This is a genomic window from Halomonas sp. KHS3, assembly GCF_000830495.1.
Classification (GTDB): Bacteria; Pseudomonadota; Gammaproteobacteria; order Pseudomonadales; family Halomonadaceae; genus Vreelandella; species Vreelandella titanicae.
The window spans coordinates 105,072-127,472 of the sequence record NZ_JWHY01000007.1 but is presented as its reverse complement, the minus strand read 5'-3'; the positions used below and the strand labels follow the sequence as shown (position 1 = coordinate 127,472).

Annotated in this window: 19 protein-coding genes; 11 read left to right on the top strand and 8 right to left on the bottom strand. The window is 54.0% G+C overall.

Annotation, left to right across the window (positions count from 1 at the left end; translation table 11 throughout):
- Positions 1–133 precede the first annotated feature (133 nt).
- Genes RO22_RS16520 through RO22_RS16505 form a run of 4 tightly spaced genes read left to right on the top strand, consistent with a single transcriptional unit; the run spans position 134 to position 5,359 of the window.
- Complete coding sequence (locus RO22_RS16520; protein WP_051052028.1) at positions 134–631, top strand: molybdopterin-dependent oxidoreductase; 498 nt, start codon at positions 134–136, stop codon at positions 629–631.
- Complete coding sequence (locus RO22_RS16515; RefSeq protein ID WP_041158854.1) at positions 621–2,867, top strand: ATP-binding protein; 2,247 nt, start codon at positions 621–623, stop codon at positions 2,865–2,867. The genes RO22_RS16520 and RO22_RS16515 overlap by 11 nt, the downstream gene beginning before the upstream one ends.
- Positions 2,848–4,014, top strand: coding sequence for a nitric oxide-sensing protein NosP (nosP, locus tag RO22_RS16510; protein ID WP_041158853.1), 1,167 nt, complete (start codon positions 2,848–2,850; stop codon positions 4,012–4,014). Before RO22_RS16515 ends, nosP begins: the two co-directional genes overlap by 20 nt.
- Positions 3,983–5,359: a hybrid sensor histidine kinase/response regulator gene (locus RO22_RS16505; RefSeq protein WP_022522293.1), complete on the top strand. Its 1,377-nt coding sequence runs from the start codon at positions 3,983–3,985 to the stop codon at positions 5,357–5,359. Before nosP ends, RO22_RS16505 begins: the two co-directional genes overlap by 32 nt.
- Here RO22_RS16505 and RO22_RS16500 read toward each other — a convergent pair.
- Complete coding sequence (locus RO22_RS16500; protein WP_022522294.1) at positions 5,356–6,033, bottom strand: response regulator; 678 nt, start codon at positions 6,031–6,033, stop codon at positions 5,356–5,358. The two genes, RO22_RS16505 and RO22_RS16500, sit on opposite strands and share 4 nt — an antisense overlap.
- A gap of 116 nt (positions 6,034–6,149) precedes the next feature.
- Between RO22_RS16500 and RO22_RS16495 the strand changes: the two genes are divergently transcribed.
- Together RO22_RS16495 and adhP are read left to right on the top strand one after the other, a co-directional pair.
- Positions 6,150–7,670, top strand: coding sequence for an aldehyde dehydrogenase family protein (locus RO22_RS16495; protein WP_027958074.1), 1,521 nt, complete (start codon positions 6,150–6,152; stop codon positions 7,668–7,670).
- A gap of 138 nt (positions 7,671–7,808) precedes the next feature.
- The gene (gene adhP, locus RO22_RS16490) at positions 7,809–8,837 is read left to right on the top strand and encodes an alcohol dehydrogenase AdhP (RefSeq protein WP_041158852.1); all 1,029 of its coding nucleotides are present in this window, start codon (positions 7,809–7,811) and stop codon (positions 8,835–8,837) included.
- 76 nt (positions 8,838–8,913) lie between these two features.
- On the opposite strand, the gene dauA is transcribed toward adhP, so the two are convergent.
- The 3 genes from dauA to RO22_RS16475 form a co-directional block, all read right to left on the bottom strand.
- Positions 8,914–10,662: a C4-dicarboxylic acid transporter DauA gene (gene dauA, locus RO22_RS16485; RefSeq protein ID WP_041158851.1), complete on the bottom strand. Its 1,749-nt coding sequence runs from the start codon at positions 10,660–10,662 to the stop codon at positions 8,914–8,916.
- Positions 10,663–10,813: 151 nt separating this feature from the next.
- The gene (gene betT / locus RO22_RS16480) at positions 10,814–12,862 is read right to left on the bottom strand and encodes a choline BCCT transporter BetT (RefSeq protein ID WP_009287370.1); all 2,049 of its coding nucleotides are present in this window, start codon (positions 12,860–12,862) and stop codon (positions 10,814–10,816) included.
- A gap of 203 nt (positions 12,863–13,065) precedes the next feature.
- A complete protein-coding gene (locus tag RO22_RS16475; protein WP_041158850.1) occupies positions 13,066–13,488 on the bottom strand; it encodes a hypothetical protein in 423 nt (140 codons plus the stop codon).
- A 149-nt stretch (positions 13,489–13,637) separates the two neighbouring features.
- Between RO22_RS16475 and RO22_RS16470 the strand changes: the two genes are divergently transcribed.
- Positions 13,638–14,588 carry an alpha/beta hydrolase gene (locus tag RO22_RS16470; RefSeq protein WP_041158849.1) on the top strand — a complete coding sequence of 317 codons (951 nt, stop codon included), beginning with the start codon at positions 13,638–13,640 and terminating at the stop codon, positions 14,586–14,588.
- 13 nt (positions 14,589–14,601) lie between these two features.
- Here the strand turns inward: RO22_RS16470 and RO22_RS16465 are convergent, their stop codons facing one another.
- The gene (locus RO22_RS16465) at positions 14,602–15,102 is read right to left on the bottom strand and encodes a hypothetical protein (RefSeq protein ID WP_041158848.1); all 501 of its coding nucleotides are present in this window, start codon (positions 15,100–15,102) and stop codon (positions 14,602–14,604) included.
- A 366-nt stretch (positions 15,103–15,468) separates the two neighbouring features.
- Here RO22_RS16465 and RO22_RS16460 point away from each other — a divergent pair, with 366 nt between their 5' ends.
- The 4 genes from RO22_RS16460 to RO22_RS16445 all read left to right on the top strand — a co-directional run bounded on the left by RO22_RS16460 (position 15,469) and on the right by RO22_RS16445 (position 19,579).
- Positions 15,469–16,482 carry a Bug family tripartite tricarboxylate transporter substrate binding protein gene (locus tag RO22_RS16460; protein ID WP_009287368.1) on the top strand — a complete coding sequence of 338 codons (1,014 nt, stop codon included), beginning with the start codon at positions 15,469–15,471 and terminating at the stop codon, positions 16,480–16,482.
- Positions 16,483–16,579: 97 nt separating this feature from the next.
- Complete coding sequence (locus RO22_RS16455) at positions 16,580–17,029, top strand: tripartite tricarboxylate transporter TctB family protein (RefSeq protein ID WP_027958069.1); 450 nt, start codon at positions 16,580–16,582, stop codon at positions 17,027–17,029.
- A 9-nt stretch (positions 17,030–17,038) separates the two neighbouring features.
- Complete coding sequence (locus RO22_RS16450; protein ID WP_041158847.1) at positions 17,039–18,547, top strand: tripartite tricarboxylate transporter permease; 1,509 nt, start codon at positions 17,039–17,041, stop codon at positions 18,545–18,547.
- Between the two features lie 21 nt (positions 18,548–18,568).
- Positions 18,569–19,579: an AbrB family transcriptional regulator gene (locus RO22_RS16445; RefSeq protein ID WP_041158846.1), complete on the top strand. Its 1,011-nt coding sequence runs from the start codon at positions 18,569–18,571 to the stop codon at positions 19,577–19,579.
- Here RO22_RS16445 and RO22_RS16440 read toward each other — a convergent pair.
- The 3 genes from RO22_RS16440 to RO22_RS16430 are packed head-to-tail and all read right to left on the bottom strand — an operon-like array spanning position 19,572 to position 22,340.
- Complete coding sequence (locus RO22_RS16440) at positions 19,572–20,951, bottom strand: sensor histidine kinase (RefSeq protein WP_009287365.1); 1,380 nt, start codon at positions 20,949–20,951, stop codon at positions 19,572–19,574. The genes RO22_RS16445 and RO22_RS16440 overlap by 8 nt on opposite strands.
- Positions 20,944–21,630 (bottom strand): response regulator transcription factor, encoded by a 687-nt coding sequence (locus tag RO22_RS16435; RefSeq protein ID WP_009287364.1) that lies wholly within the window; start codon positions 21,628–21,630, stop codon positions 20,944–20,946. The genes RO22_RS16440 and RO22_RS16435 overlap by 8 nt, the downstream gene beginning before the upstream one ends.
- A gap of 14 nt (positions 21,631–21,644) precedes the next feature.
- Positions 21,645–22,340, bottom strand: a complete 696-nt coding sequence (locus RO22_RS16430) for a response regulator (protein WP_009287363.1) — start codon at positions 22,338–22,340, stop codon at positions 21,645–21,647.
- Positions 22,341–22,401: the final 61 nt, after the last annotated feature.

The following is a 22,401-nucleotide window of genomic DNA, read 5'->3' as shown; positions in this document are numbered from 1 at the left end:
ACGAAAAAAACAGTATTTGCCCTGACCTGCTTAAGGAGATGGCGTAACCTTTACGCTGTCTTCTTTTATTGTTCCTGGGAGCTATAACCAGCGGGCAACCTTGCGTGAGGTGTTTACTGTGAAAGCGTGGTTAATGGGGTGGGCCGTGCTGATGTTCAGCGCTCCCCTGGTGGGGCTTGCTGATTCAGTCGATGAACTAGACGTGCCTAACGGGCCCGTTATTTTGACCGTCAGTGGTAACATAGACCTTACCAATGTGGGGAGTGAAGCGCAGTTTGACCGGGCCATGTTAGCGGCTTTACCACAGTATGAATTTGATACCAGCACGCCGTGGACAGAGGGCCGCAGCCACTATAGTGGCCCTTTAATGCGTGATCTTTTGGCGCTATTAAGCTCCGACAGTGATGCGGTTCACGTTTCCGCGCTGAACGGTTACGAAGCCGAAATACCGGTCAGTGATTTTATTGAGCACGATGTCATCTTAGCCATCGAAAAAAACGGTGAGGCGATTCCGATTCGCGAATATGGCCCTTTGTGGGTGCTCTACCCCTTTGATCAAGATGAAGTGCTGTTAAGCGAAAAAATCCGCTTTAGAGCGGTATGGCAGGTTATGCATATTAATGTTCTCTAGCGCTCCTAGTGCGCAGGCTTCCAACCTACTGCGTTATCCTCGCCGTTTTAAGCTCGTTGCCATTGTCGCGGTGTTACTGTTCGCTGCGGCGTTGGTCGTCGCTACCTTGGCCGCTTGGCGGCAGGAAAATCTAACCCAAAGCCTGAGGGAAGATACCGCCTGGGTTGTTTATAAGCTGGATCGTGATGCGGTACAGCTACTTAATCATTTATTGGCGGCAACCCGCGAGCCGATAACTCCGACGGCTCACGAGGAGCTAAATCTTCGCTTTGAGCTACTTTATAGCCGTATAACGCTGCTTAACGACGGCGAAGTCAGCAACTTGTTGCAGCAGATCGATACCGCCCGTGAGCTACTGGAAGAAATTCAGCAGCAGCTTGATGTGCTGGATATCATATTCGAACCCTACGGCGTGTTTGATCAACTGCCGATAGCAGCGCTGGAAGATGAGCTACAGGTACTAACGCAACTGACTGAACGCCTGGTTATTGCTATTAACGGCTATTTAGCCGAATCGGCGACGGAGGAGCGTGCCCAGCTCAGCCTGCTTTACAAGTTGCTGATGAGCCTGATTATTGGCATGAGCTTAGCGGCGTTTCTGGTGATTGCTTTTTTGGTGCGTGAAATGCGTGAGAGTGCGGCGATAAGGCGGAGCCAGGAGCAGCTTGGTCGGCAGCTGGAAGTCACCGCCAAACAGGCTCAGGCGGCGAATCAGGCAAAGTCAGACTTTTTAGCCATGGTCAGCCATGAAATTCGCACGCCGCTGAACGGTGTTATCGGCATGAGTGAGCTGCTGCGTGAATCCGCCAGCCCCGCTCAGGTAGAAGATTACGCTCATACGATCCACGACAGCGCCAACCAATTGCTGGCGATGATCAATGAAATTCTCGATTTCTCAAAAATCGAAGCAGGGCACTTAACCCTTGAAACATCGCCTACGGAACTCAAGCCGCTGGTCGATAGTGTTGTCGTGCTATTTGCGCCCCGAGCAAAAATGAAAGGGTTAACGCTATCGGTCAATGTCGATGCACTGGTGCCTGCCTGGGTGCTTGTCGATGCAGGTCGGCTGAGGCAAATTTTGCTTAACCTAATTGCCAATGCGATTAAATTCACTGATCACGGTGATGTCAGCGTACGAGTCTCTTCGACGGTGGAGCAGTTACTGTTTGAGGTCAGTGATACGGGCTGTGGTCTAAGCGAACAGCAACAGCAGCGTCTATTTGAGCCTTTTCAGCAGGCGGATGAATCGGTGGCACGTCGATTTGGGGGTACCGGGCTAGGGCTGGCAATTTGCAAACGGTTAAGCGAAGCCATGCAAGGGCGATTAGGGGTAAAAAGCCAATTAGGCCAAGGTAGCACTTTCTGGTGTGAGTTGCCCTTGATCGCCGCCGACCCCGTATCCAGTACGCTGCCCCCATCCCCCAAACGGGACTTTACCGGCACAACACTGCTGCTGGTAGAGGACAATGCCGTTAATCGCAAAGTCGCGATGGGCTTGTTGGCGCGCTTAGGTTGCGATGTCGTCTGGGCCGAGAACGGCCATGATGCCTTGGCCATGGCCGAATCCCAACAAGTGCATTTGATCTTTATGGATATTCAACTGCCCGATATGGATGGCCTGGCAGTCACCCAGCGTTTGCGGGAACAGGGTGGCTGGCTGGCCAGTGTGCCGATTGTTGCCATGACGGCCGGGGGGGCTGAAGATGACCGTAAACGCTGCCTGGCGGCGGGCATGGATGATTACATCACTAAGCCACTGTCGCTTGCGGCGTTAAGTAACGTGTTGGCATTACAACTTTTTGCAACCCCAGACGCAACGCCTTTACAGGCATTAGCGGTCTCTCCTCCGTTAACCAAGCAGCAATCACTCCTTAACAGCGATACCCTTGGCATGCTGAAAACGACGCTAGGGGAGGCGAGCGTTACACAACTGATCATGCTATATCATCAGCAAGTAAGCGATTACTCCGCTCAGTTGGCTGCGTGTTTGGCCGCTACTCCCCTAACGTCAGAGCAGACACAGCAGGTTGAGCGGCTTGCCCACCAACTGCGCGGCGAGTCATTGAGTATGGGCGCCGACCAGCTTGCCGAATTGGCGAAGCAGCTTGAAAAATTAGCTGAAACGCAACATGCGACATCCAAGCAGCTTGATGATGCGTTCTGCGCGTTAAGACTTGCAGCGGCGCATACATATGCCGCACTAGAGAGGTGGTGCCGTGACCACTTATCAGGTTGAGCAGGGTATTCTTACTGCGGCCAGTCAGCAGGCTAATGCTTGCCAGGCAGCGGCGGAGTTAGCCGACGCTTTACAGCACGAACACTTGGGGTTCGTGCTGTTCTTCTGCAGCGCGGAGTATGATTTAGCTGCCCTAGCAGACGCGCTGAAAAGTAGTTTTCCCACCACGCCGCTAAGTGGCTGTACGACGGCTGGGGAAATAACCCCTGGAGGCTATGACCGCGGTTCCATCGTGGCGATTGGGTTTGATCGCCGACTGTTTGCCATTGAAACGGCGCTGATCGACGACCTGGAGCATTTTGAACTAGCCAACGCTCAACCGCTGGTCGATACGCTGTTGGAGCAGTGCCGCCAACAAACCATCGCGCCGATTAACGAACACAGCTTTGCGCTGACGCTATTGGATGGCTTATCCAGCCGTGAAGAGCAGGTGCTCGCTACCTTAGATGCCGCCCTAGGCCGTATCCCCAGTTTTGGCGGCTCGGCGGGTGACGACAATCACCTTAGCCATACCCATGTGTATACCGCTGGGCGCTTTTATACCCGTGCAGCAGTGGTGGTGATGATCAACACTCGGCTGCCTTTTGAAGTATTTTCAACCCACCACTTAATACCATTGGCCCACAAACTCGTAGTGACCGAGGCTGACCGCGAACAGCGGCGGGTGATAGAACTCAACGGGTTGCCTGCCGCCCAGGTATATGCCGAACTGGTAGGTAGTGCGCCTGCGCAGCTCAACGCTGGCATTTTTGCCCGTCATCCATTAGCCGTACGCATCGGCGGCCAGCACTACGTGCGCTCTATTCAGCGTGTTAATAGCGACAGTAGTTTGAGCTTTTACTGCGCGGTGGAAAACGGCATTGTACTGACCGCCATGCAGCCCACGCCGCTACTGGATAATCTCAGCGTGATGCTTGCTGGAGTAGGTGCCCGCCTAGGCGCGCCGAGCATGATTATTGGCTGCGACTGTTTTCTACGCAGGATGGAGCTCGAGGCGTTACAACAGTTGGATCAGGCATCGCAGTTGCTGCGCCAGGCAGGCGTAGTGGGGTTCAATACGTACGGTGAACAGCATCATGGTATGCATGTGAATCAAACGTTTACGGGGGTGGCGTTTGGATCTCTTCCAACTAACCACAAACACTGACGCGGCGGATGTCGCGGCGCTGCGGGAAGAGAACCGTCGCTTGCGTAAAGTGTGCCAAGCGCTGATGGAGCGGGTGGAAACGGGGAGCGGTGCCGACCCCGCGCCCTATGCCGCGTTTGAACGCTCAGTGTTACTTGCCGAACAGGTGCGTGAGCGCACTGATGCGCTGCACCGCACCTTAGACGAACTGAGCCAGGTCAATACGCGCCTACTGGCCGCGAAAGCCGAAGCCGAAGCCGCTAACCTCTCCAAAACGAAATTTCTGGCGGCGGTCAGTCACGATTTGCTTCAGCCACTCAATGCCGCCCGGCTGTTTGCCAGTGCGTTAGAAACCCACTCGCTTCCTGATACCTCACAAGCTCTGGTCGGCCATATTGGCCGTTCGCTGAAAGATGTTGAAGGCTTGATAGGAACGCTAGTGGATATCTCGCGTTTGGACGCAGGCGTACTCCACGCCGATAAAGCGCCCTTCGCGGTGAGCACGCTGCTAGATGCGCTGGCAGAGGAGTATCGCCAAGTGGCCGGGGTGCGGGGGCTGACACTGCACTACGTGCCTTCCAGTGCGGTGGTCGAGTCGGATCTAGCGTTGCTGGCGCGAGTGATCCGCAACTTCTTAAGCAACGCGGTGCGCTATACCGAGCAGGGGCGCGTGCTGCTGGGCTGTCGGCGGAGACGAGATGGCCTGGAAATTATGGTGGGCGATACCGGCCCCGGGATCCCTGAGCAGCAGCGGGAAGCGATCTTTCTGGAGTTTCGCCGCGCTAATCAGCCCAATAGCTCCCACAGCCGCGGTTTGGGGTTGGGTCTAGCCATCGTTGACCGGATCAGCGCCATGCTGGGACAACCGATCTCGCTCGCCTCTAGCCCTGGCGCGGGTGCGCTATTTTCGATCACCGTACCCTACGCGACGGCCGCGCCGCCTGCAGTGGCGAGCACTCATTATACGCCGCTGCCTGACGTTGCAGAGGATCCGCTAAGCGGCTGTGTCATTTGGGTGATTGATGATGACCTGGCGATTATAGAAGGTATGCAGGCGCTGCTAGGCAGTTGGGGGTGCCGAGTGCGCGCCGCTGCCACGGTGAGTGCGTTAGAGGCTGCCAGCGACGGTGAGCGACCGTCAGTATTGCTGGTGGATTATCATTTGGGCGATCACCGCGAAACCGGCATTGAGTTGGCCGCGCGACTGCAGCGCCGTTATCCAGGCTTGGCAGCGGTGGTGATTACTGCCAATCACGAGGCGGAGATTAAGCGTGCGACCCGCGAAGCGGGCATGTACTGCTTGCTCAAACCGTTAAAGCCCCTGCGGCTGCGCATGCTGCTAGCCACACTGCTCAATAAAGCCTAACGCGTGCGGTTGGCCCGGTGAAAGCTTAGATCTTCCTCGCCTGCGATAACAATGGCGTGAACCCGGCTCGTGGCATTCAGCTTGCGCAGAATTGCCGAGACATGGGTTTTGACGGTCGTTTCGGCAATCAACAACTCCCGGGCAATATGCTTGTTCGACATGCCTGTCGTCATGCACGCCAACACCTCTAACTGCTTATCGGTTAAACGCGCCAACCGCTCGCTGGTCGATGAAGCATTTGCAATGGGTGGCACCGCAGAAGTGCGCGGTGCTGGGCGACGCATGATATCGGGCGGCAGGTAGAGCTGGCCTTCAAGAATCTGCGTTAACGCCGCCAGCAGCGCTTCCCGGGGTGTGGATTTGGGAATATAGCCCACCGCGCCGAGGGTAATGGCATCGAGTACCAGCTGGCGCTCTTGATGTGCAGAAACAATCGCCACCGGCAACCAGGGAAATGCCTCTCGCAGTGCTGTCAGCCCCTCTAAGCCTTCCGCATCCGGAAGGCTTAAATCCAGCAGCAATAGATCTAGCTCTGTTTGCGCTTCAATCAGCGTTATTGCATCAGCAAGGCTCTCTGCTTCCAATAGCAGGCTGCCTGCCAAGCCCCCGCTAATCACGGTTTGTAGCGCGTCTCGGAACAGCGGATGGTCATCCGCCACCAACAGGGAATACATGGCGTCTCCTACCAAGGGATGAGGGCTAATCCTGCCATCGGGCTATATCGCCATTTGCTTTAGTGAACAACACTGTCAATGCACCTTTAATAATCATAATACTCAGGAGCAATACAATGATCTACGCCAACCCTGGTGATACCGGTTCTGTGGTGTCATTTGAAAAACGCTATGGCAACTATATCGGCGGTGAATTTGTGGCCCCGGTGAAAGGCCAATACTTCGATAATATCAGCCCCGTCAATGGCCATGTCTTCTGCGAAATCCCCCGCTCAACGGCAGAGGATATCGATAAAGCGCTGGATGCGGCCCACAAAGCGGCACCTGCCTGGGGGAAAACATCCGCCCAAGAGCGCAGCAATATCCTGCTGAAAATCGCTGACCGCATTGAACAGAACCTGGAAATGCTTGCCGTTGCCGAAACCTGGGACAACGGCAAAGCCGTGCGTGAAACACTGAACGCCGATCTGCCGCTGGCGGTTGACCACTTCCGCTACTTTGCCGGCTGCATACGCTCGCAGGAAGGCACGGCGGCGGATATCGATGCCAACACGGTTTCTTATCACTTCCACGAGCCGCTTGGCGTAGTGGGCCAGATTATCCCCTGGAACTTCCCGATTCTAATGGCGGTTTGGAAGCTGGCGCCTGCACTGGCGGCGGGTAACTGCGTGGTGCTCAAACCTGCCGAGCAAACCCCAGCATCGATATTAAAAGTCGTCGAATTGATTGGCGACCTGCTACCTCCGGGCGTCCTTAATATCGTCAATGGCTTTGGCGCCGAGGCAGGGCAGGCGTTGGCAAGCAGCAAGCGCATTGCCAAGATCGCCTTTACCGGCTCTACCCCTGTTGGCTCGCATATCTTGAAATGCGCGGCGGAAAACATCATTCCCTCTACCGTGGAGCTAGGCGGCAAATCCCCCAACATCTACTTTGCCGACATCATGAACGCCGAACCGACCTTTATTGATAAAGCAGTCGAAGGCTTGGTGCTGGCGTTCTTTAACCAGGGTGAAGTGTGTACTTGCCCGTCACGTGCGCTGATCCAAGAGAGCATGTACGAGGAGTTCATGGCCAAGGTCATCGAGCGTACCAAAACCATCAAACGCGGCAATCCACTGGATACCGACGTGCAGGTGGGGGCTCAGGCCTCTCAAGAGCAGTTCGATAAAATCATGTCCTATATGGATATCGCCCGAGATGAAGGCGCGGAATTCCTCACCGGCGGTAATAAAGAGACCATGGACGACAGCATCAACGATGGTTACTACATCCAGCCCACGCTGCTGAAGGGTAACAATCAGATGCGCGTCTTCCAGGAAGAAATCTTTGGCCCGGTGGTGGCAGTCACTACCTTCAAGGATGAAGAAGAAGCGTTGGCGATTGCCAACGACACCGAGTTTGGTTTGGGCGCAGGCGTGTGGAGCCGCGATATCAACGTCGCCTTCCGCATGGGCCGAGGCATTCAAGCCGGACGTGTATGGACCAACTGCTACCACCAGTATCCCGCCCATGCGGCCTTCGGTGGCTATAAAAAATCCGGCGTTGGCCGTGAAACTCACAAGGTGGCGCTTGAGCACTACCAGCAAACCAAAAACCTGCTGGTCAGCTACGACATCAATCCGCTGGGCTTCTTCTAACCCGCCACGTTTTTCTATGTATAGCTAACCCACACCGTCCGGCATCAGCCGGGCGGTAATTGTCAGTCCCCTGACGCTGACTCTACTGATAAGAGCAGTGCTTAAACTGCCGTATCGAAAACTATTAGGAGTTGCATCATGGATAGCACAATGCGCGCGGCGGTCGTTCGTGAGTTTGGCCAGCCGTTGGTCATAGAAGAAGTTGATGTACCTCGCCCCAAGCAGGGCGAAGTGTTGATGAAAGTGGCGGCCTCTGGTGTCTGCCATACCGATTTACACGCTGCTCACGGCGATTGGCCGGTAAAACCCTCGCCACCGTTTATTCCAGGGCACGAAGGCGTTGGGCATATCGTGGCGGTGGGTGAAGGCGTTACCCATGTCAAAGAGGGTGATCGTATTGGTGTACCCTGGCTCTACTCGGCCTGTGGTTACTGCGAGCACTGTTTAGGCGGTTGGGAGACGCTGTGCGAGTCCCAGCAGAATACCGGCTACAGCGTTAACGGCGGGTTCGCGGACTACACCTTAGCGGATGCAGGCTATGTAGGGCGCTTGCCGGATGCCGTTGATTTTATCGAAATAGCCCCGGTGCTGTGTGCCGGTGTAACGGTTTATAAAGGCTTGAAAATGACCGATACCCGCCCCGGTCAGTGGGTGGTGATTTCGGGTATTGGTGGCCTGGGCCATATGGCGGTGCAGTACGCTAAAGCGATGGGGCTGAACGTGGCGGCTGTCGATATCGATGACGGTAAGCTAGCCCTGGCTGAGCGTTTAGGCGCCACGGTAACTGTTAACGCCATGAAAACCGACCCAGCGGCCTACCTGAAGAAAACCATTGGTGGCGCTCACGGTGCCTTGGTGACAGCGGTGTCGCCGAAGGCGTTTGATCAAGCGCAGAATATGCTACGCCGCGGCGGCACACTGGTGCTCAATGGCCTACCACCCGGCGACTTCCCGCTGCCAATTTTTAGCACAGTGCTCAATGGCATTACCATACGTGGCTCTATCGTTGGCACGCGCAGCGACCTGCAGGAAGCGCTGGATTTCGCTGCCGAAGGCAAGGTTAAGGCCACGGTCGCAACCGATACGCTGGACAATATCAACGATGTCTTCCAGCGCATGATCGACGGCAAGATCGAAGGTCGTATCGTGTTGGACATGGCGAGCTGACATCGTTCTAGTGTCGTATCTCAGGGGGAGGCAACTCCCCTTTTTAATTTCGGTAGTGTCACTGCTCAGGCACGATTTAATCCCCGCCGTTCCCCTGTCGGCCCAACCAACGGCGCGCCATTCGCTCTGCGTGGGCAAGGTTACTGACAACCGCTAACTTACCTGCTTCGCGCTTAATGCCCGCGCGTTTGAGTTTCAGCGCCATGCGCGGTGACAACCCTACAAATATTACCCCCACCCCATGCTCGCCCAGCTCGCGTCGCAGCGTATCCAGCGCCACCATGGCGGTGGTATCCAGGCTAGGTACATCGCGCATATCCAGAACGACGATTTTTACGCTGTGGTCAATCACTCTGAGTGTGGCAATGGCCTTTTCTGCTGCGCCAAAAAACAGCGGTCCGCTTATCTTATAAAGGGCTACTTCCGGCGGGAAGTGTTCGCTGGTGTTGGGCGCCGCCAAGCGTTGGGTATGAGTCAGCTGTGCCATTCGGCGAATAAACAGCGCGGCGGCTAGGCCAATACCCACGGCCACGGCAACCACCATGTCGAAAACAACCGTGAGTACGAAACAGATCACCAACACCCAAACATCGCTGGCGGGGGCGCTTTTCAGCGTATGCATAAAGTGGTGCGCCTCGCTCATGTTCCAGGCAATGATGAAGAGCAGGGCAGCCAGAGCGGCCATGGGTACATATCCCAGTACTCCCGCGAGCACGACCACGGCAAGTAGCACTACGACTGAGTGCACCACCGCAGCGATAGGTGAAAAGGCACCGCTTTTGATATTGGTCGCGGTGCGGGCAAGGGCCGCCGTGGCGGTAATGCCGCCGAAGAAGGGCACCACCATATTGCCCAGCCCCTGGCCAATTAGCTCGGCATTAGGATCATGGCGGGTGCGAGTTAAGCCATCTGCTACCACGGCACACAGTAGCGACTCAATGGCCGCCAGCAGTGCAATCGCCAGTGCCGGGCCAAGCAGAGCCTGAATCAGCGCAAAGTCGATCTCAAGCGGCGTGCCATCGGCACCAGGGAAATGCCACGGTGCGATAAAGCCAGGCGCGAAGGGAGGAATGCCACTGCCGCTTTCGCCCTGATACTCCCAGCTAAAGCGCGAGGCGATAGTATCGACCTCGACACCACCCACCAGCAGCAGGGCGGCAACCAGGGTACCCACCGCCAAGCCAACCAGCGGGGCAGGAACTGGCGTATTCAGGCGGGGCCAGATTAACAGCGTTGCCAAGGTCACAAGCCCGACGCTGATTTCAGCCAGTGACAGAGTGGGCAGTGCTCGACCAATCAGCATGAGGTTACGCAGAGTACTATCGCCGAGCTCAACCCCGGCCAAACCGAGAAAATCGGGCAGTTGCAGCAGCGCAATGACGACGCCAATGCCCGCTGTGAAGCCAAGAATGACTGGGTAGGGGACGTACTGAATCAGACTGCCCAGCCGCGACAGCCCCAGCGCGACCAAAATGGCGCCTGCCATAAAGGTAGCAATCAGCAGCCCGCCCAAACCATGATTGGCCACAATGGGGAATAGGATCACCACAAAGGCGGCGGTAGGGCCAGAGATATTAAACCGCGAACCGCCGGTCAAGGCGATCACCGCGCCTGCCACGATGGCAGTGTATAGCCCGTGCTGAGGTGGCACGCCAGTAGCGATGGCCAGCGCCATGGAGAGCGGTACCGCCACCACACCAATCGTCAGACCCGCCATTACATCCCGCTTGAATTTGGCCAGCGTATACCCTTCACGCCAGGCGTTTACTAACGCGCGGCCAGGCATCGGGAAAACGTATCCCGAAGATTGATGGACACGGGACATAGAGTCAGCCTCCTAAAAATAGGGAAAACAAGCCATTACGCTACGCCTGCGGTGAAATTTGCACAACAAGTCGTTAGTCGCGGAGTCGTTCGCGCACAAAAAATCCCAGCCGCTTGGCTGGGATTTTTTTAGGCTAAGCGCAGATGCTTACTTATATCTGCGAGTCTTCAGGCGGTTCGCCGATGGTGCCAGGCATTGCCTGAACATGACCCATCTGCTCACCGGCCAAGGTGAGGAAGTGTAAGTGGCGCTCATACTCAGCCACCAAATCACCAATCACCTGACCACGGGTATAACCGTTAAGGTCTTTATCTTGTCCACCTTCCGCCAGGTAGACATCCAGACGTACATAGAAGTCATCATCGGCAGGGATGAAGCTTGGTGTGCGCATACGGTGCGGACACACTTGGTAGACAAAGCTGGTGGCGTCACCGAAGTCGACCTGGAGCGTCAGGTTCGGTAGCGACTCGCCCTCGACATGCTCTTCGGTCACATTGGCGGTTTGACCACGGCTTTCAAGCTCCTGAGCAAACTGGGTCATCGCTGGGCGAATGGAGTGCTCGATCGTCGCAGCGGCACCCGCACGATTAGAGGTATCCAGGGCGCGATCCAGGCGCTCTCGCCAGTCACCACCGGGGGCACCACCAGCAATCATGCGGCGTGCATCGGCTTTGCTACCTTCAAGTTTCAGCGCTTTATACATGCCCACCATTACCGCGAAAATCACCACTGAGAAGGGCAGTGCGGTTATAACGACGGCACTCTGTAGTGCGTTCAAGCCTCCGGCCATCAGCAGAGCTATGGTGATCAACCCTATCGTCGCAGACCAGAAAATACGCAGTTTCACCGGCGCATCGTGGTTCACGTCGCTCAAAATAGAGGTGAAGTTGGCCAGTACCAGTGCACCGGAGTCCGCTGAGGTAATAAAGAACACGATACCCAGCACGGTGACAACCGCCGCAGTTAGGCCGACATAGGGGTAGTACTCAAGCAGCGTGTAGAGCGTTGTTTGTGGGGTGTTAAGAGCCTGTTCACCCAGTTCGACAACGCCCTGGTTGGCCACCAGCTCAATGCCGCTGTTACCAAATACCGACATCCACACCATCATAAAGGCCAGCGGAATAAACAAGGCGCCTGCGACAAATTCACGAATGGTGCGGCCGCGGGAGATACGTGCCAGGAACAGACCCACAAACGGTGTCCAGGCAATCCACCAGCCCCAGAAGAAGATCGTCCACCACATCTTCCACTCTTGGGCGCCTTCATCGGCAAAGGCGTAGGTGTCAAAGCTTGCAGCGACAAAACCGGATAGATAATCACCGGCGTTATTGACCACCTTATCCAGCAGTACCAGGGTGTCGCCTGAAAAGAGCACAAACAGCATCAGCGCCAATGCCAGCAGCATATTGAACTCAGAGAGGCGGCGAATGCCTTTCTCAACGCCGGTCACCACAGAAATCGTTGCTAATACCACCACCAGTACAATCAAAATCACCTGCACGGTGAGCGTTTCCGGCACGCCGAACATATAGGTGAGGCCGTAGTTGAGCTGCATCACCCCGATACCCAGGCTGGTAGCAATGCCGAACACGGTAGAAATAACCGCGGTAATGTCCACTGCGTTGCCAATGGGGCCGTGGATACGCTTCCCTAGAATTGGGTAGAGCGCGCTGCGGATCGCTAGCGGCAGGCGATGGCGGTAGCTAAAGTAGGCCAGCGCCATACCCATCAACACGTACAGCCCCCAGCCGGAGAGCCCCCAGTGCAGATAGGTTTGGACGACGGCGTTACGCATCGCAGCTTGGCTCTCCGGGGTTAAATCCGGCGGTGCCAAATAGTGGGCCACTGGCTCGGCAACGCTGAAAAACAGCAGGTCGATACCGATACCCGCGGCAAACAGCATGGCTGACCAGGAGAGTAGCGAAAACTCGGGTCGTGAGTGATCGGGCCCTAGGCGAATACTGCCAAAGCGTGACATGCCAATAGCAACCACAAAGACCAGGTAGGCAACAATCGCCAGCATGTAGTACCAGCCAAAGGTTTTGCTGACCCAGGCAAGCCCGGCATCAAAAAAAGCACCGGCTTGCTCGGTGAACAGCATGGTGAGTACTAAAAAGATAACGATACCCGCCACACTGCCGTGGAAAACCACGGGATTGAGGCGGTCGCGGGAGGGGAGGATGGGGTTGTCTTTCGCCATGCAGGCGGACTCCTGTTGTTGAAAGATGAATTTTTATTTTGAATGAACGTTCAAATAAAATACGCGATTAAGTGTCCCCCTTCAAGTTAACCTTCCTATTTGGGTTGAATTAGCGTGGAGTTATCAGCGTGCTGATGAAAGCGCAGACACAAAAACGCCCGGAAAACCGGGCGTTGGATCAAGGTTTGAGGCTTGGCCTGCGTTTATTCGCTGTCGGCGTTTTCGTCACTATTACCATCGTGATGGCCACGTTTGCCGTGCTTGCCACGATACTCTTCATGGGCTTCTTGCATGGCGTTGCGCAGTGCTTGCTGCTCTTCTTCTGTGAGAATTTCAGCTACCCGTTCGTGATGCTCTTCACGCAGTGCCTGCATGGCTTCGCGATGTTCAGCGTGTGCTTCGTTAAGCTCTGCCTGTTTCTCTGCTGAGATATCTGCACGCTCGTACACTTCCTGGCGACGCTCTTCCATGCGCTCTTCCATGCGTTCGCGATCAGGGCCTTGCCCTTCATGGTCACCGTGGCTATTTGCTTGAGCGGTAAACGCTAATGGAACAATGGCGATAGCCAGCAGGGCGGGGGCGAACAGTTGGCGAATTGACATTTTCCTAGCACTTGAAACGTTCATAAGTACTCTCCTGATGAGTTGACGATGACAGTATCGCTAGGCGACGTGCAAACCGTTTGCAGATAGTGTGCAACAATCATGATCTTATTGGCTTGTTGCAGGTCGTAGTCGCTAGGTGAGGGGTCACCTACTTTTCAAGGAGAAGCATCATGTCGCGAACCGAGCAACTTCGCGTATGGCAGCAGCGTTGCGCGTTTACCTCTCTCCGCCGCGTGACTGGCCTGGGGGCCATTGCCTTAATGCTGAGTGCTTGTAGCGCTGCCCAACACGTTAGCCAGGGTGAGCCTGCGATTGAGAGCAATGCGCTGCGCGAACCCCAGCCTTTTACGCGCTTGTCACCTGCCACTTATACGCCCGAAGAGTGGCCCCAGGCGTTAACAGCTGATGTTTATCTACCCGACGACTCGCTCGGTGGGTTGCGACCTGCTGCCTTAGTTGTGCATGGAGGCGGCTGGCGTAATCGCACACCGGAAGATATGCAGGGCATCGCTGAGCGCTTAGCAGGGCAAGGCTATGTGGCGGTTAATATTGAGCACCGCTTTGCGCCGGAGTATCGCTTCCCCAGCCAACTGCACGACTTGCAACAGGCGATGGCCTGGATTCACGCCAATGCCGATAGGTGGCAGGTGGATACGAGCCGTATTGTCGGGGTGGGGTTTTCATCGGGGGCGCATTTAGTGAGTTTGCTGGCAGTGGCGGGAGTAGAGGGGCCGCTGGCTGAACCTTACGGCGGTGAGCAGAGCCGTTTGGCTGCAGTATTGGCAGGAGGACTACCTAGTGATTTGCTTAAGTTTGACGATGGACGCTTAGTCGTCGACTTTATCGGCGGTACCCGCGCTGAAGAAAACGAAGCGTATCGCCTAGCCTCTCCCGCACGGCAAATTACTCCGCAGACGCCGCCATTTTTTCTGTTCCACGGCAAGTGGGATCAACTGGTGCCGGTGGATCACGCCACGGACTTCTATCAAGCCCTGCAGGACAATAACATCGAGAGCGAGCTGTATCTGCAGCGCTGGCGCGGCCACTTCGCCAGCTTTCTATTCCGTGGCGGCGCCATTGATGCAGGCATTGCGTTTCTTAATCGGCAGATCAATCCTTAACGGCGATACGTCATCAAGACATGGCCAATGACATCATTCCGACAACAGCATCATCATCAAGATCCAGCTGAGTGACGAGTTTGCTTAGTTGGCTCATAGCCTCTTGAAGCGAATTATTGAGGCTACTGATTTCCTGTTGCAGGGCGTCGAGTTTTGCTTGGCGTTGTTCATCGTTTAGGGACTTGTCGCGCATAACCTCTTCCAGTTCCTGCTGTTTCTCCTTTAATTTTTCTCTATATTCAACAATTCGCTTTAGTAGTTCTTTAATCTCCTGCGGGAGATTGCTTTCATCGATTTTGGTGTTCTTCGCTTCCTGTGTGTTACCAGCCTTTTCTGAAGCTGAGGCGATGCCTCTAGCCACGGGCGAAAGATCCAAATGAATGCTGGTGTTGGCTTCTTCCTGGGCGGCGTTAGAAGTGACCGGTGTAGTTGTTACCTTCTCGGCATTTAACGGCTCACTACGTAAAGGATGTGCGTCTAAAGAAGCACTCCCGGTAGGTAAAGAGATGGTCATGGCAATCTCTCGTTAGTGTTAAGGGCTATTTTAAGCAGGCGCGACCGCGGCTACACAGGCTTGCTTAGAGAAATAGGTTCAAAGCAGGCTAATAGTGTTATCGACAGCCCGAGACAATACTTTAGCTTACGCTAAGGAACACCCAGGTGACCTGGAAGTCAGTGCAATAGGGATAGCCATCATTGCTGCATGACCATTGATGCAGGCATCACGTTTCTTAATCGGCAGGTAGTTAGCAGGGGTTAGACTTTAGTTGCGTTCTTACTTTATGCAAGGTTGGTGACAGTTTCGTGGGGTAGCGTCTTAAGCACACAAGGTAAGATCTGTGTCGAAAACCAAACAAACCTATAAAAAGAGAGCCACGCTATGCTTAACACTTCCAGTGCTTCCTTATCGTTTAATATCAAATCGATATTGGTAGGGGCAACGGCCGCCATTGCCTCTTTATCAATGGCGCTTCCTGCTGTAGCTGACGACTTTCCCTCTCGGCCGCTCAATATGGTAGTAGGTTTTGGCACCGGCGGAAGTGCGGATCGTATGACCCGCATGATGTCAGGGCCTATTTCCGAAGAGCTAGGTGTACCGGTACAAGTAACTAATCGCCCCGGTGCGGGCACTCAGGTTGCTTCTAATTACGTTCTTAACGTGCCTGATGATGGTTATACCGTCTATGCCTCGACGTTTGCTCCCTACTTAACCAACTCGATCCTTACTGGTGATGCAGAGTTTAGTGTCGACGACTTTTCTTATATCAACTTCCAGTGGTTTGATTTGGATCTAATCGCTGCAAATAAAGACAGCGGTTATGAAGACCTGCCAAGCCTGCTTGAAGCGATCCGCGAAGAAGAGGGTCAAGTACGCGGTGCGGTGGTCCAAGGTTCTGCTGGTCACTTAATGGTGCGCTTGCTGCTTGATGAGGCAGGTATTCCCCAAGATAACCTCAACTTGGTGACCTATAATAGCGGCGGTGAAGCTCGTTCAGCGGTAGCGGGTGGGCAGGTGGATTTCGTCTCTATTAGTGCCCAGGGCAGTGAGGGAATCCGTGAGTTCTTAACCCCGTTGGCGATCGTAAGTGATGAGCGCATTGAGCAGTGGGATGCACTCCCTATCAATGAAGCGCTGGCGCCGATGAATCTTGAGGTGCCCGTTCTTCAGGGCTCAATGCGCGGCTTTGCAGTGACCAGTGAAATGGAGCGCCAGCATCCTGAGCGTTTCGAGAAGATCTCCTCGGCTATTCAAAGTGCGCTTGCCCGCAAGGATGTTCAAGAGCAGCTTGAGCGCAACGAAATGGGCGGCGTTTGGGTAGGCCCAGAGCGCTCCAACGAGCTGATGCGCGAAAACTATCAGGTGTTTGAAAAGTACGCTCACCTGCTTAACTAGTTTTCACGACCAGGTTTTTCCGAACAGCTTTTCCGAACGAATCCTTCCATGATAGCTGGCCCCTCACATTAATGAGGGGCCAGTATGGGGTTTTACCATGTCTGAATGTAAACGTGACTATGGGGACTTTATCGTTCTCATGGGTCTGGCTGGCTTTACACTATGGTATTTATTAGATGCCATTCGCGTATCCGCCACACCGCAAAACCTGCTGCTTATACTGCCACTTGCCGTTATCGTGTTAGCGATTATTGCACTCGAGTTGATCCTGCGTATTAAACACGGCTCGCTGTTTCGCTCCTCTGAAGAAGAACCGCTGCATAAAACATTACCTGTTGTGGGCCTCTTCGCCGCCTATGTAATGTCGCTTGAAGCGATAGGCTTTGATATTGCCACCGTAGCGTTTCTGGCGCTTTTCCTGATCCTTAAGGGGGAGCGCAATTGGTTGTTGGTAGGTGGTTATAGCGTCGTTTTTGGGCTGAGTGTCGCGTTCTTTTTCTCGCAGATGCTGCCGTACCCGATGACACTGCTGCTGCTTCCAAGCTGAGGAGATACCATGATTGATTTTGGCGCAGTAGGGCAGAGTTTTGATCTGCTTTTTTCTAATTTTGGCCCTTGGTTGGTGGTAGTGCCAGGTATCGTGCTGGGGCTTATTTTTGGCGCAACGCCAGGCCTGCAGATATCAATGGCTATGGCCATTTTCCTGCCAATGACCATGTACATGGACTTTATTCAAGCCATGTTGTTCCTTACCGCTATTTTTACTGGCGGCTCATTTGGTGCCGGTATCCCAGCCATTCTGATGAATATTCCGGGAACCTCTTCGGCAATCGCTACCGCGTTTGATGGTTACCCCATGGCGCGAAAGGGGCAGCATAACCAGGCGTTAGGTGTCGCGTTAGCCTCCTCGGTGATTGGCGCGCTGATGGGCTACGTGGTGCTGTTCTTTATGATACAGCCGCTTTCCTACATGGTGCTGAGATTAGGACCAGCAGAGATGTTTGTAGTGATTCTCTGGGGGATGACGCTGATTGCGAGCTTAAAAGGCGAACAGGTGCTTAAAGGCTTGATTGCAGGATTTGTTGGCCTGTTAGTGGGGACGATTGGGTTTAGCGAAATTGGTTTAGCACGCGGGACGATGGGGCAAACTTACCTGTTGGACGGCGTCCCCGTCATTCCGGCCATGATGGGCATGTTTGCTGCTTCAGAGCTATTTAAGCTAGCTAATAAAGGCTTCATCGTTGAATCTGCCGATGCCCGCAAGGTCAAGGTGAGTGAGATCTTCGAAGGCTGCAGAATGGCGATGCGTTACCCTGTTGTGATGATTCGGGGTGGTTTGATTGGGGTGTTGGTAGGGGCGGTTCCTGGTGTGGGCTCCTCCGTGTCTAACCTGCTCTCTTACATAGAAACTAAGCGCCGTGATCGGGATCCCGATTCATTTGGGACAGGCAATCCGAAAGGGGTCGTGGCCTCTGAGGCGGCTAACAGCAGCTCCGAAGGGGGCTCGATGGCAACACTGCTGGCACTAGGGATTCCCGGCGGTGGCGCTACAGCGGTAATGTTAGCGGCGTTTGCTATGCATAACATCACTGGCGGCCCGCAGTTTATTCGCCAACAAACGGATGTGGTTTACGCGATTATCTTCGCTAACTTTGCCCAGGTGTTTCTACTGGTGATCATCGGCTTACTGTTTATTCCTCTCTTGGCCAATATCGTCAAAGTGCCCATGCGCTACTTGATACCTTCTGTGTTGGTGCTGGCGGTAATGGGGTCATTCGGGCTAACCGGCAATATGACTGGGCCCGCTACGGTGCTGGTGTTTGCGGTGATCGGTTGGATATTTCGCCACTATGGCTACTCCGTACCCGCTGCCGTGATCGGCATGCTACTGGGCTCGCTGGCTGAAAAATCGCTACTTCACTCCTACCAAATCAGTGGTGGCGACATCACGTACGTTTTTGAGCGCCCAGTAACGCTGGCTATTTTTGCATTACTGCTTATCTCACTATTTAGCCAGCCACTAATGAAGCGGCTTAAAGCGCGTCAAGAGGCTGCTCAACTATGATTCCTGAATTCAGAATTTGAAATGTTGAAAAGAACTGTCATTACCGTTGGCTTGGGTTTTGTGGGTGGCTGGTTTGCCACCCTTTTTTCATTGCCCTTGGCTTGGATGCTTGGTTCTCTGTTTATGGTGATGGGCTTATCACTGGTGGGGGTGAAAACAGGTGTCGATAAGCGCGTACACCGCACCGCCATCGCACTGCTAGGGCTATTTATCGGGAGTCGAATCCAAGCAGATGAGCTCGTAGGATTGGTTTTGTGGTACCCCAGTGTGCTGGCAATGCTGGTTTATATGGGACTAATGTTGATCGGCGGGTTCTGGATTTTTAACCGAGCAAGAGTAGGGCGGATGAATGCTATTTTTTGCTCGTACCCAGGGAGTATGAATTCAGCGCTGGTGCTGGCTGAACGTGCAAATGGAGATTTACGTTGGATCGCCATCTCTCACTCACTACGCTTAGTCACCGTGGTCTCGGGTGCGGCTTTCGTGGCGAGTTTTTTTGTTGATGATGTGGCGCTTGCCAGTTCGCCATCAGCGCTAGCCTTAGTCGATATTTTGCCTCTGTTATTGGCACCACTGTGTTGGTGGTTAGCGCGCTTGTTAAGAATTCCTCTGCCTGAGTTTTTAGGGCCCATGGCCGCAGGGGCCATTATTGCTAATCTTGGATTTGATTACTCCCTGCCGACCGGGGTAGTGCTTGCAGCATTTCTGGTGCTGGGGGCTTCTGTAGGCTCGCGTTTTTCAGGAACTCAGTGGTCGCAGGTAGTCAGCATGGGGCGCTATGGGATTACATTTGCCCTATTTGCGTTGGTGGTAGCGGCGCTAATGGCATGGTTGGTTTCAAGTTTTACTCAACTAGCCTTCGTTGCCGTCCTGCTTGCGTTAATTCCTGGTGGAGTAGGAGAAATGGCGGTGATCGCCATGGTGATGGGTATCGACCCAGTCTATGTTGTTTCTCACCACATACTGCGCCTACTGCTATTGATCTTTATGACCCCGCTAATGCTGCGGATAGTCAATCAGCCGCTTAAATAGCGGGGAAAGTCACCGTGACCTCAAAGCCGCCCTGGGGCCGATTCGTTAACGCCAGTCGGGCAGAGTGCGTCGTTGCAATTTGTTCCACAATGGCCAGCCCTAATCCGCTTCCAGGCGTATGTTTGTTGTGGCGGAAAAAGCGCTCCGTCAATTTGGAAAGCTGCGCTTCCTCCACGCCGGTACCCTCATCGCTAACCGTTAACGTTACTTGGCGCGTGTCAGCCGTTAGTGCAACGGTTATAACGCCTCTATAGGCCATGCTGCCACCCGCATGCACGCTGGCATTTTCGATGAGATTGGTCACCAACCAGCGCAGCATAATGGGGTCGCCCAAAATGTTAGGTATTGCTTTATGTTGATCAAAGGCGAGTTCTTGGCTTTGTTTATAAATATTAGGGGCAGTCTGGGCACAGGCATCATGGCAAATGGCGATTAAATCGACACTTTCGAGATGAGACGTATCGACTAATTCGCTGCGTGTCTTGGCGTATTTAAGCAGTTGCTTAACGGTATGACTGGCATGTTCAGCGATGCGTTGAATCTCTCGCAGGCTAGTATGAGCGGGTGATTGCGAGGGGTCTTTAAGCGACATTTCCGTTAAAGCGCGAATCTCTGAGACCGGTGTTCTAAGCTGATGCGAGACATCAGCATTGAGCTGCTGAGTGCTTTCAATACTGCGCCGCATACGCTGCATTAAATGATTAATGCTCTGGATTAGCGGCAGGATCTCTTTTGGGGCTGCATCATCCAATGCATGCAAGTCATTCGGTGAACGTTGTCGCAAGGCTTGGCTAACCGCGTTAAGAGGTGCTAACCCAAGGTGAATGGCTAAAAGTGCAATTGAAATTGCTAGTAATCCTGTAACGACCATTAATCCCGTGAGCGTTATCATGAAGTCGTTGGTAAGGGTGTGGCGGGCTTCTTTGGATTCGGCGACGACGACTTCAATGTCTACCGGTTCGCCTCCGCGCCGGAACGGAAGGGTAAGCGCAACGGCTCTTAAAGCATTGCCCGCATAATCTACATCATAAAAAATTGGCTCATGCGACGTTTGGGGTGGATCTGTCAAACCGCTAAAGCCTGCGATTATGTCCCCGTCATTTTCTTTAATGCGATAGAAAATTTTTCCTTCACCTCTGCTGCCAAGTGTACTGATGCTGAAATAGTGCATATTGATGCGTAGCTCACCATCCGCTGTGTAAATTCGACGCTCCAGTCTCTGAGCTGCATTAAGTAGCAGGTCATCAAAGGTGGCATTAATTTGGCGAGACAGCAGCAGGTGACTAGAGATCAATGCCAAGATCGCGAGGGCGGTGAAAGGCAGTCCAATCCATAAAAGCAGCCGACTGCGGATCGATTGGCGTTTATTCATAATCAGGGGCTTTCACTTCTTTAGATTCCAGGTAATAGCCCAGGCCGCGTACCGTTTTTAAGCCGAAATCGTAGCCAATTTTTTTACGAATCCGGGAGATGTAAGTTTCCACTGCGGCGTAGCTGACCGACTCATCGGAGGTAGATAGTCGGTCGATAATTTGATCCTTATTAACGAGGCGATTTTGGTTTATCAGCAGGTACTCCATGACTTCTAACTCGCGGCGATGCAACAGCAAGGGTTTGCCATCAAGCCGAAGCTCCATGGCATCAGGTAAAAACTCTAAGCGCCCACACTGCAGCGTTTCTCCGCCAAAGTGCTTGGCACGCCGCACTAACGCACGGGCACGTGCAGTAACTTCTTCCAACGAAAAAGGCTTGCATAGATAGTCGTCTGCGCCCACTTCAAGACCATGTATGCGCTGATCCAGGCTGTCGCGTGCCGAAATAATCAAGACAGGGATCGTATCCTGCTGGTGGCGTAATGTGCGTAGTAGGGAGATGCCATCCAATTCAGGCAGGCCAAGATCCAACACCAACAGGTCGTATCCGCCCTGTTCAAGCATATGGAGTGCTTTTCTGCCATCGTCGGCGACATCAATGCTAAAGGCAGCCTCGCTAAGTGTGGCTGCAATAGAGTTGGCTAAATTAACGTTGTCTTCTACTACAAGCGCCTTCATAAGCAGTCCTGTTGTTATCCCTCCGGCTGGTACTTATACCCTACGCCATAGACAGAACGGATGATCTCCAGCTCCGGAAGCGCTTCGTGGATCTTCTTGCGCAGCTTTTTGATGTGGCTGTCTACGGTGCGCTCCGAGACGATGCGGTTGTCGCGATACATGTGATCCATCAGCTGTTCGCGGCTGAAGATACGTCCTGGCGCCTGCATCATCACCCGCAGCAGTTGAAACTCCACCGCCGTTAGGCCTAAATCCTGCCCGTGGGCGAGCGCTTGCCAGCCGTCTTCGTTTAATACCACGGGGGCGTTTTGCACCTTGGTTGGGGCATCGGCGACTGCTTGGCTGCGGCGCAGCACCGCCTTCACCCGGGCGACTACTTCCCGGGGGCTGAATGGCTTGCAGATGTAGTCATCGGCACCCAGCTCTAGCCCCAGCAAGCGATCCACCTCTTCTACCTTGGCGGTGACCATAATGATCGCAATGGTCGGCCACTTTTGACGAATTTCCCGGCTTAGGGTGAGGCCATCTTTGCCTGGTAGCATGATATCGAGCAGCACCAAAGCGGGGGAGTGTTGCTCCAGCCACGGCATTACCTCATCGCCATGGCCTAAGGTCGTCACCTCAAAACCATGAGTGGTTAAGTAGTCCGTCATTAGGCGGGCAATCTTCGGTTCATCCTCAACAATCAGTAAAGAGGCAGCATCAGACATAGCGGTAGACTCGCTTAACAGTGAACGTAAAAGCAGGGCGTAACGGTTCTTGTACTATCAG

Bases quoted from the DNA above. Each gene is read 5' to 3' on its own strand.
- RO22_RS16455 (WP_027958069.1), top strand. From the start codon at position 16,580: ATGTCTGAATGTAAACGTGACTATGGGGACTTTATCGTTCTCATGGGT.
- RO22_RS16475 (WP_041158850.1), bottom strand. From the start codon at position 13,488: ATGAACGTTTCAAGTGCTAGGAAAATGTCAATTCGCCAACTGTTCGCC.
- RO22_RS16440 (WP_009287365.1), bottom strand. From the start codon at position 20,951: ATGAATAAACGCCAATCGATCCGCAGTCGGCTGCTTTTATGGATTGGA.
- RO22_RS16520 (WP_051052028.1), top strand. From the start codon at position 134: ATGGGGTGGGCCGTGCTGATGTTCAGCGCTCCCCTGGTGGGGCTTGCT.
- RO22_RS16495 (WP_027958074.1), top strand. From the start codon at position 6,150: ATGATCTACGCCAACCCTGGTGATACCGGTTCTGTGGTGTCATTTGAA.
- RO22_RS16460 (WP_009287368.1), top strand. From the start codon at position 15,469: ATGCTTAACACTTCCAGTGCTTCCTTATCGTTTAATATCAAATCGATA.
- dauA (WP_041158851.1), bottom strand. From the start codon at position 10,662: ATGTCCCGTGTCCATCAATCTTCGGGATACGTTTTCCCGATGCCTGGC.
- RO22_RS16470 (WP_041158849.1), top strand. From the start codon at position 13,638: ATGTCGCGAACCGAGCAACTTCGCGTATGGCAGCAGCGTTGCGCGTTT.
- RO22_RS16500 (WP_022522294.1), bottom strand. From the start codon at position 6,033: ATGTATTCCCTGTTGGTGGCGGATGACCATCCGCTGTTCCGAGACGCG.
- adhP (WP_041158852.1), top strand. From the start codon at position 7,809: ATGGATAGCACAATGCGCGCGGCGGTCGTTCGTGAGTTTGGCCAGCCG.
- RO22_RS16435 (WP_009287364.1), bottom strand. From the start codon at position 21,630: ATGAAGGCGCTTGTAGTAGAAGACAACGTTAATTTAGCCAACTCTATT.
- RO22_RS16515 (WP_041158854.1), top strand. From the start codon at position 621: ATGTTCTCTAGCGCTCCTAGTGCGCAGGCTTCCAACCTACTGCGTTAT.
- betT (WP_009287370.1), bottom strand. From the start codon at position 12,862: ATGGCGAAAGACAACCCCATCCTCCCCTCCCGCGACCGCCTCAATCCC.
- RO22_RS16465 (WP_041158848.1), bottom strand. From the start codon at position 15,102: ATGACCATCTCTTTACCTACCGGGAGTGCTTCTTTAGACGCACATCCT.
- RO22_RS16445 (WP_041158846.1), top strand. From the start codon at position 18,569: ATGTTGAAAAGAACTGTCATTACCGTTGGCTTGGGTTTTGTGGGTGGC.
- RO22_RS16430 (WP_009287363.1), bottom strand. From the start codon at position 22,340: ATGTCTGATGCTGCCTCTTTACTGATTGTTGAGGATGAACCGAAGATT.
- RO22_RS16450 (WP_041158847.1), top strand. From the start codon at position 17,039: ATGATTGATTTTGGCGCAGTAGGGCAGAGTTTTGATCTGCTTTTTTCT.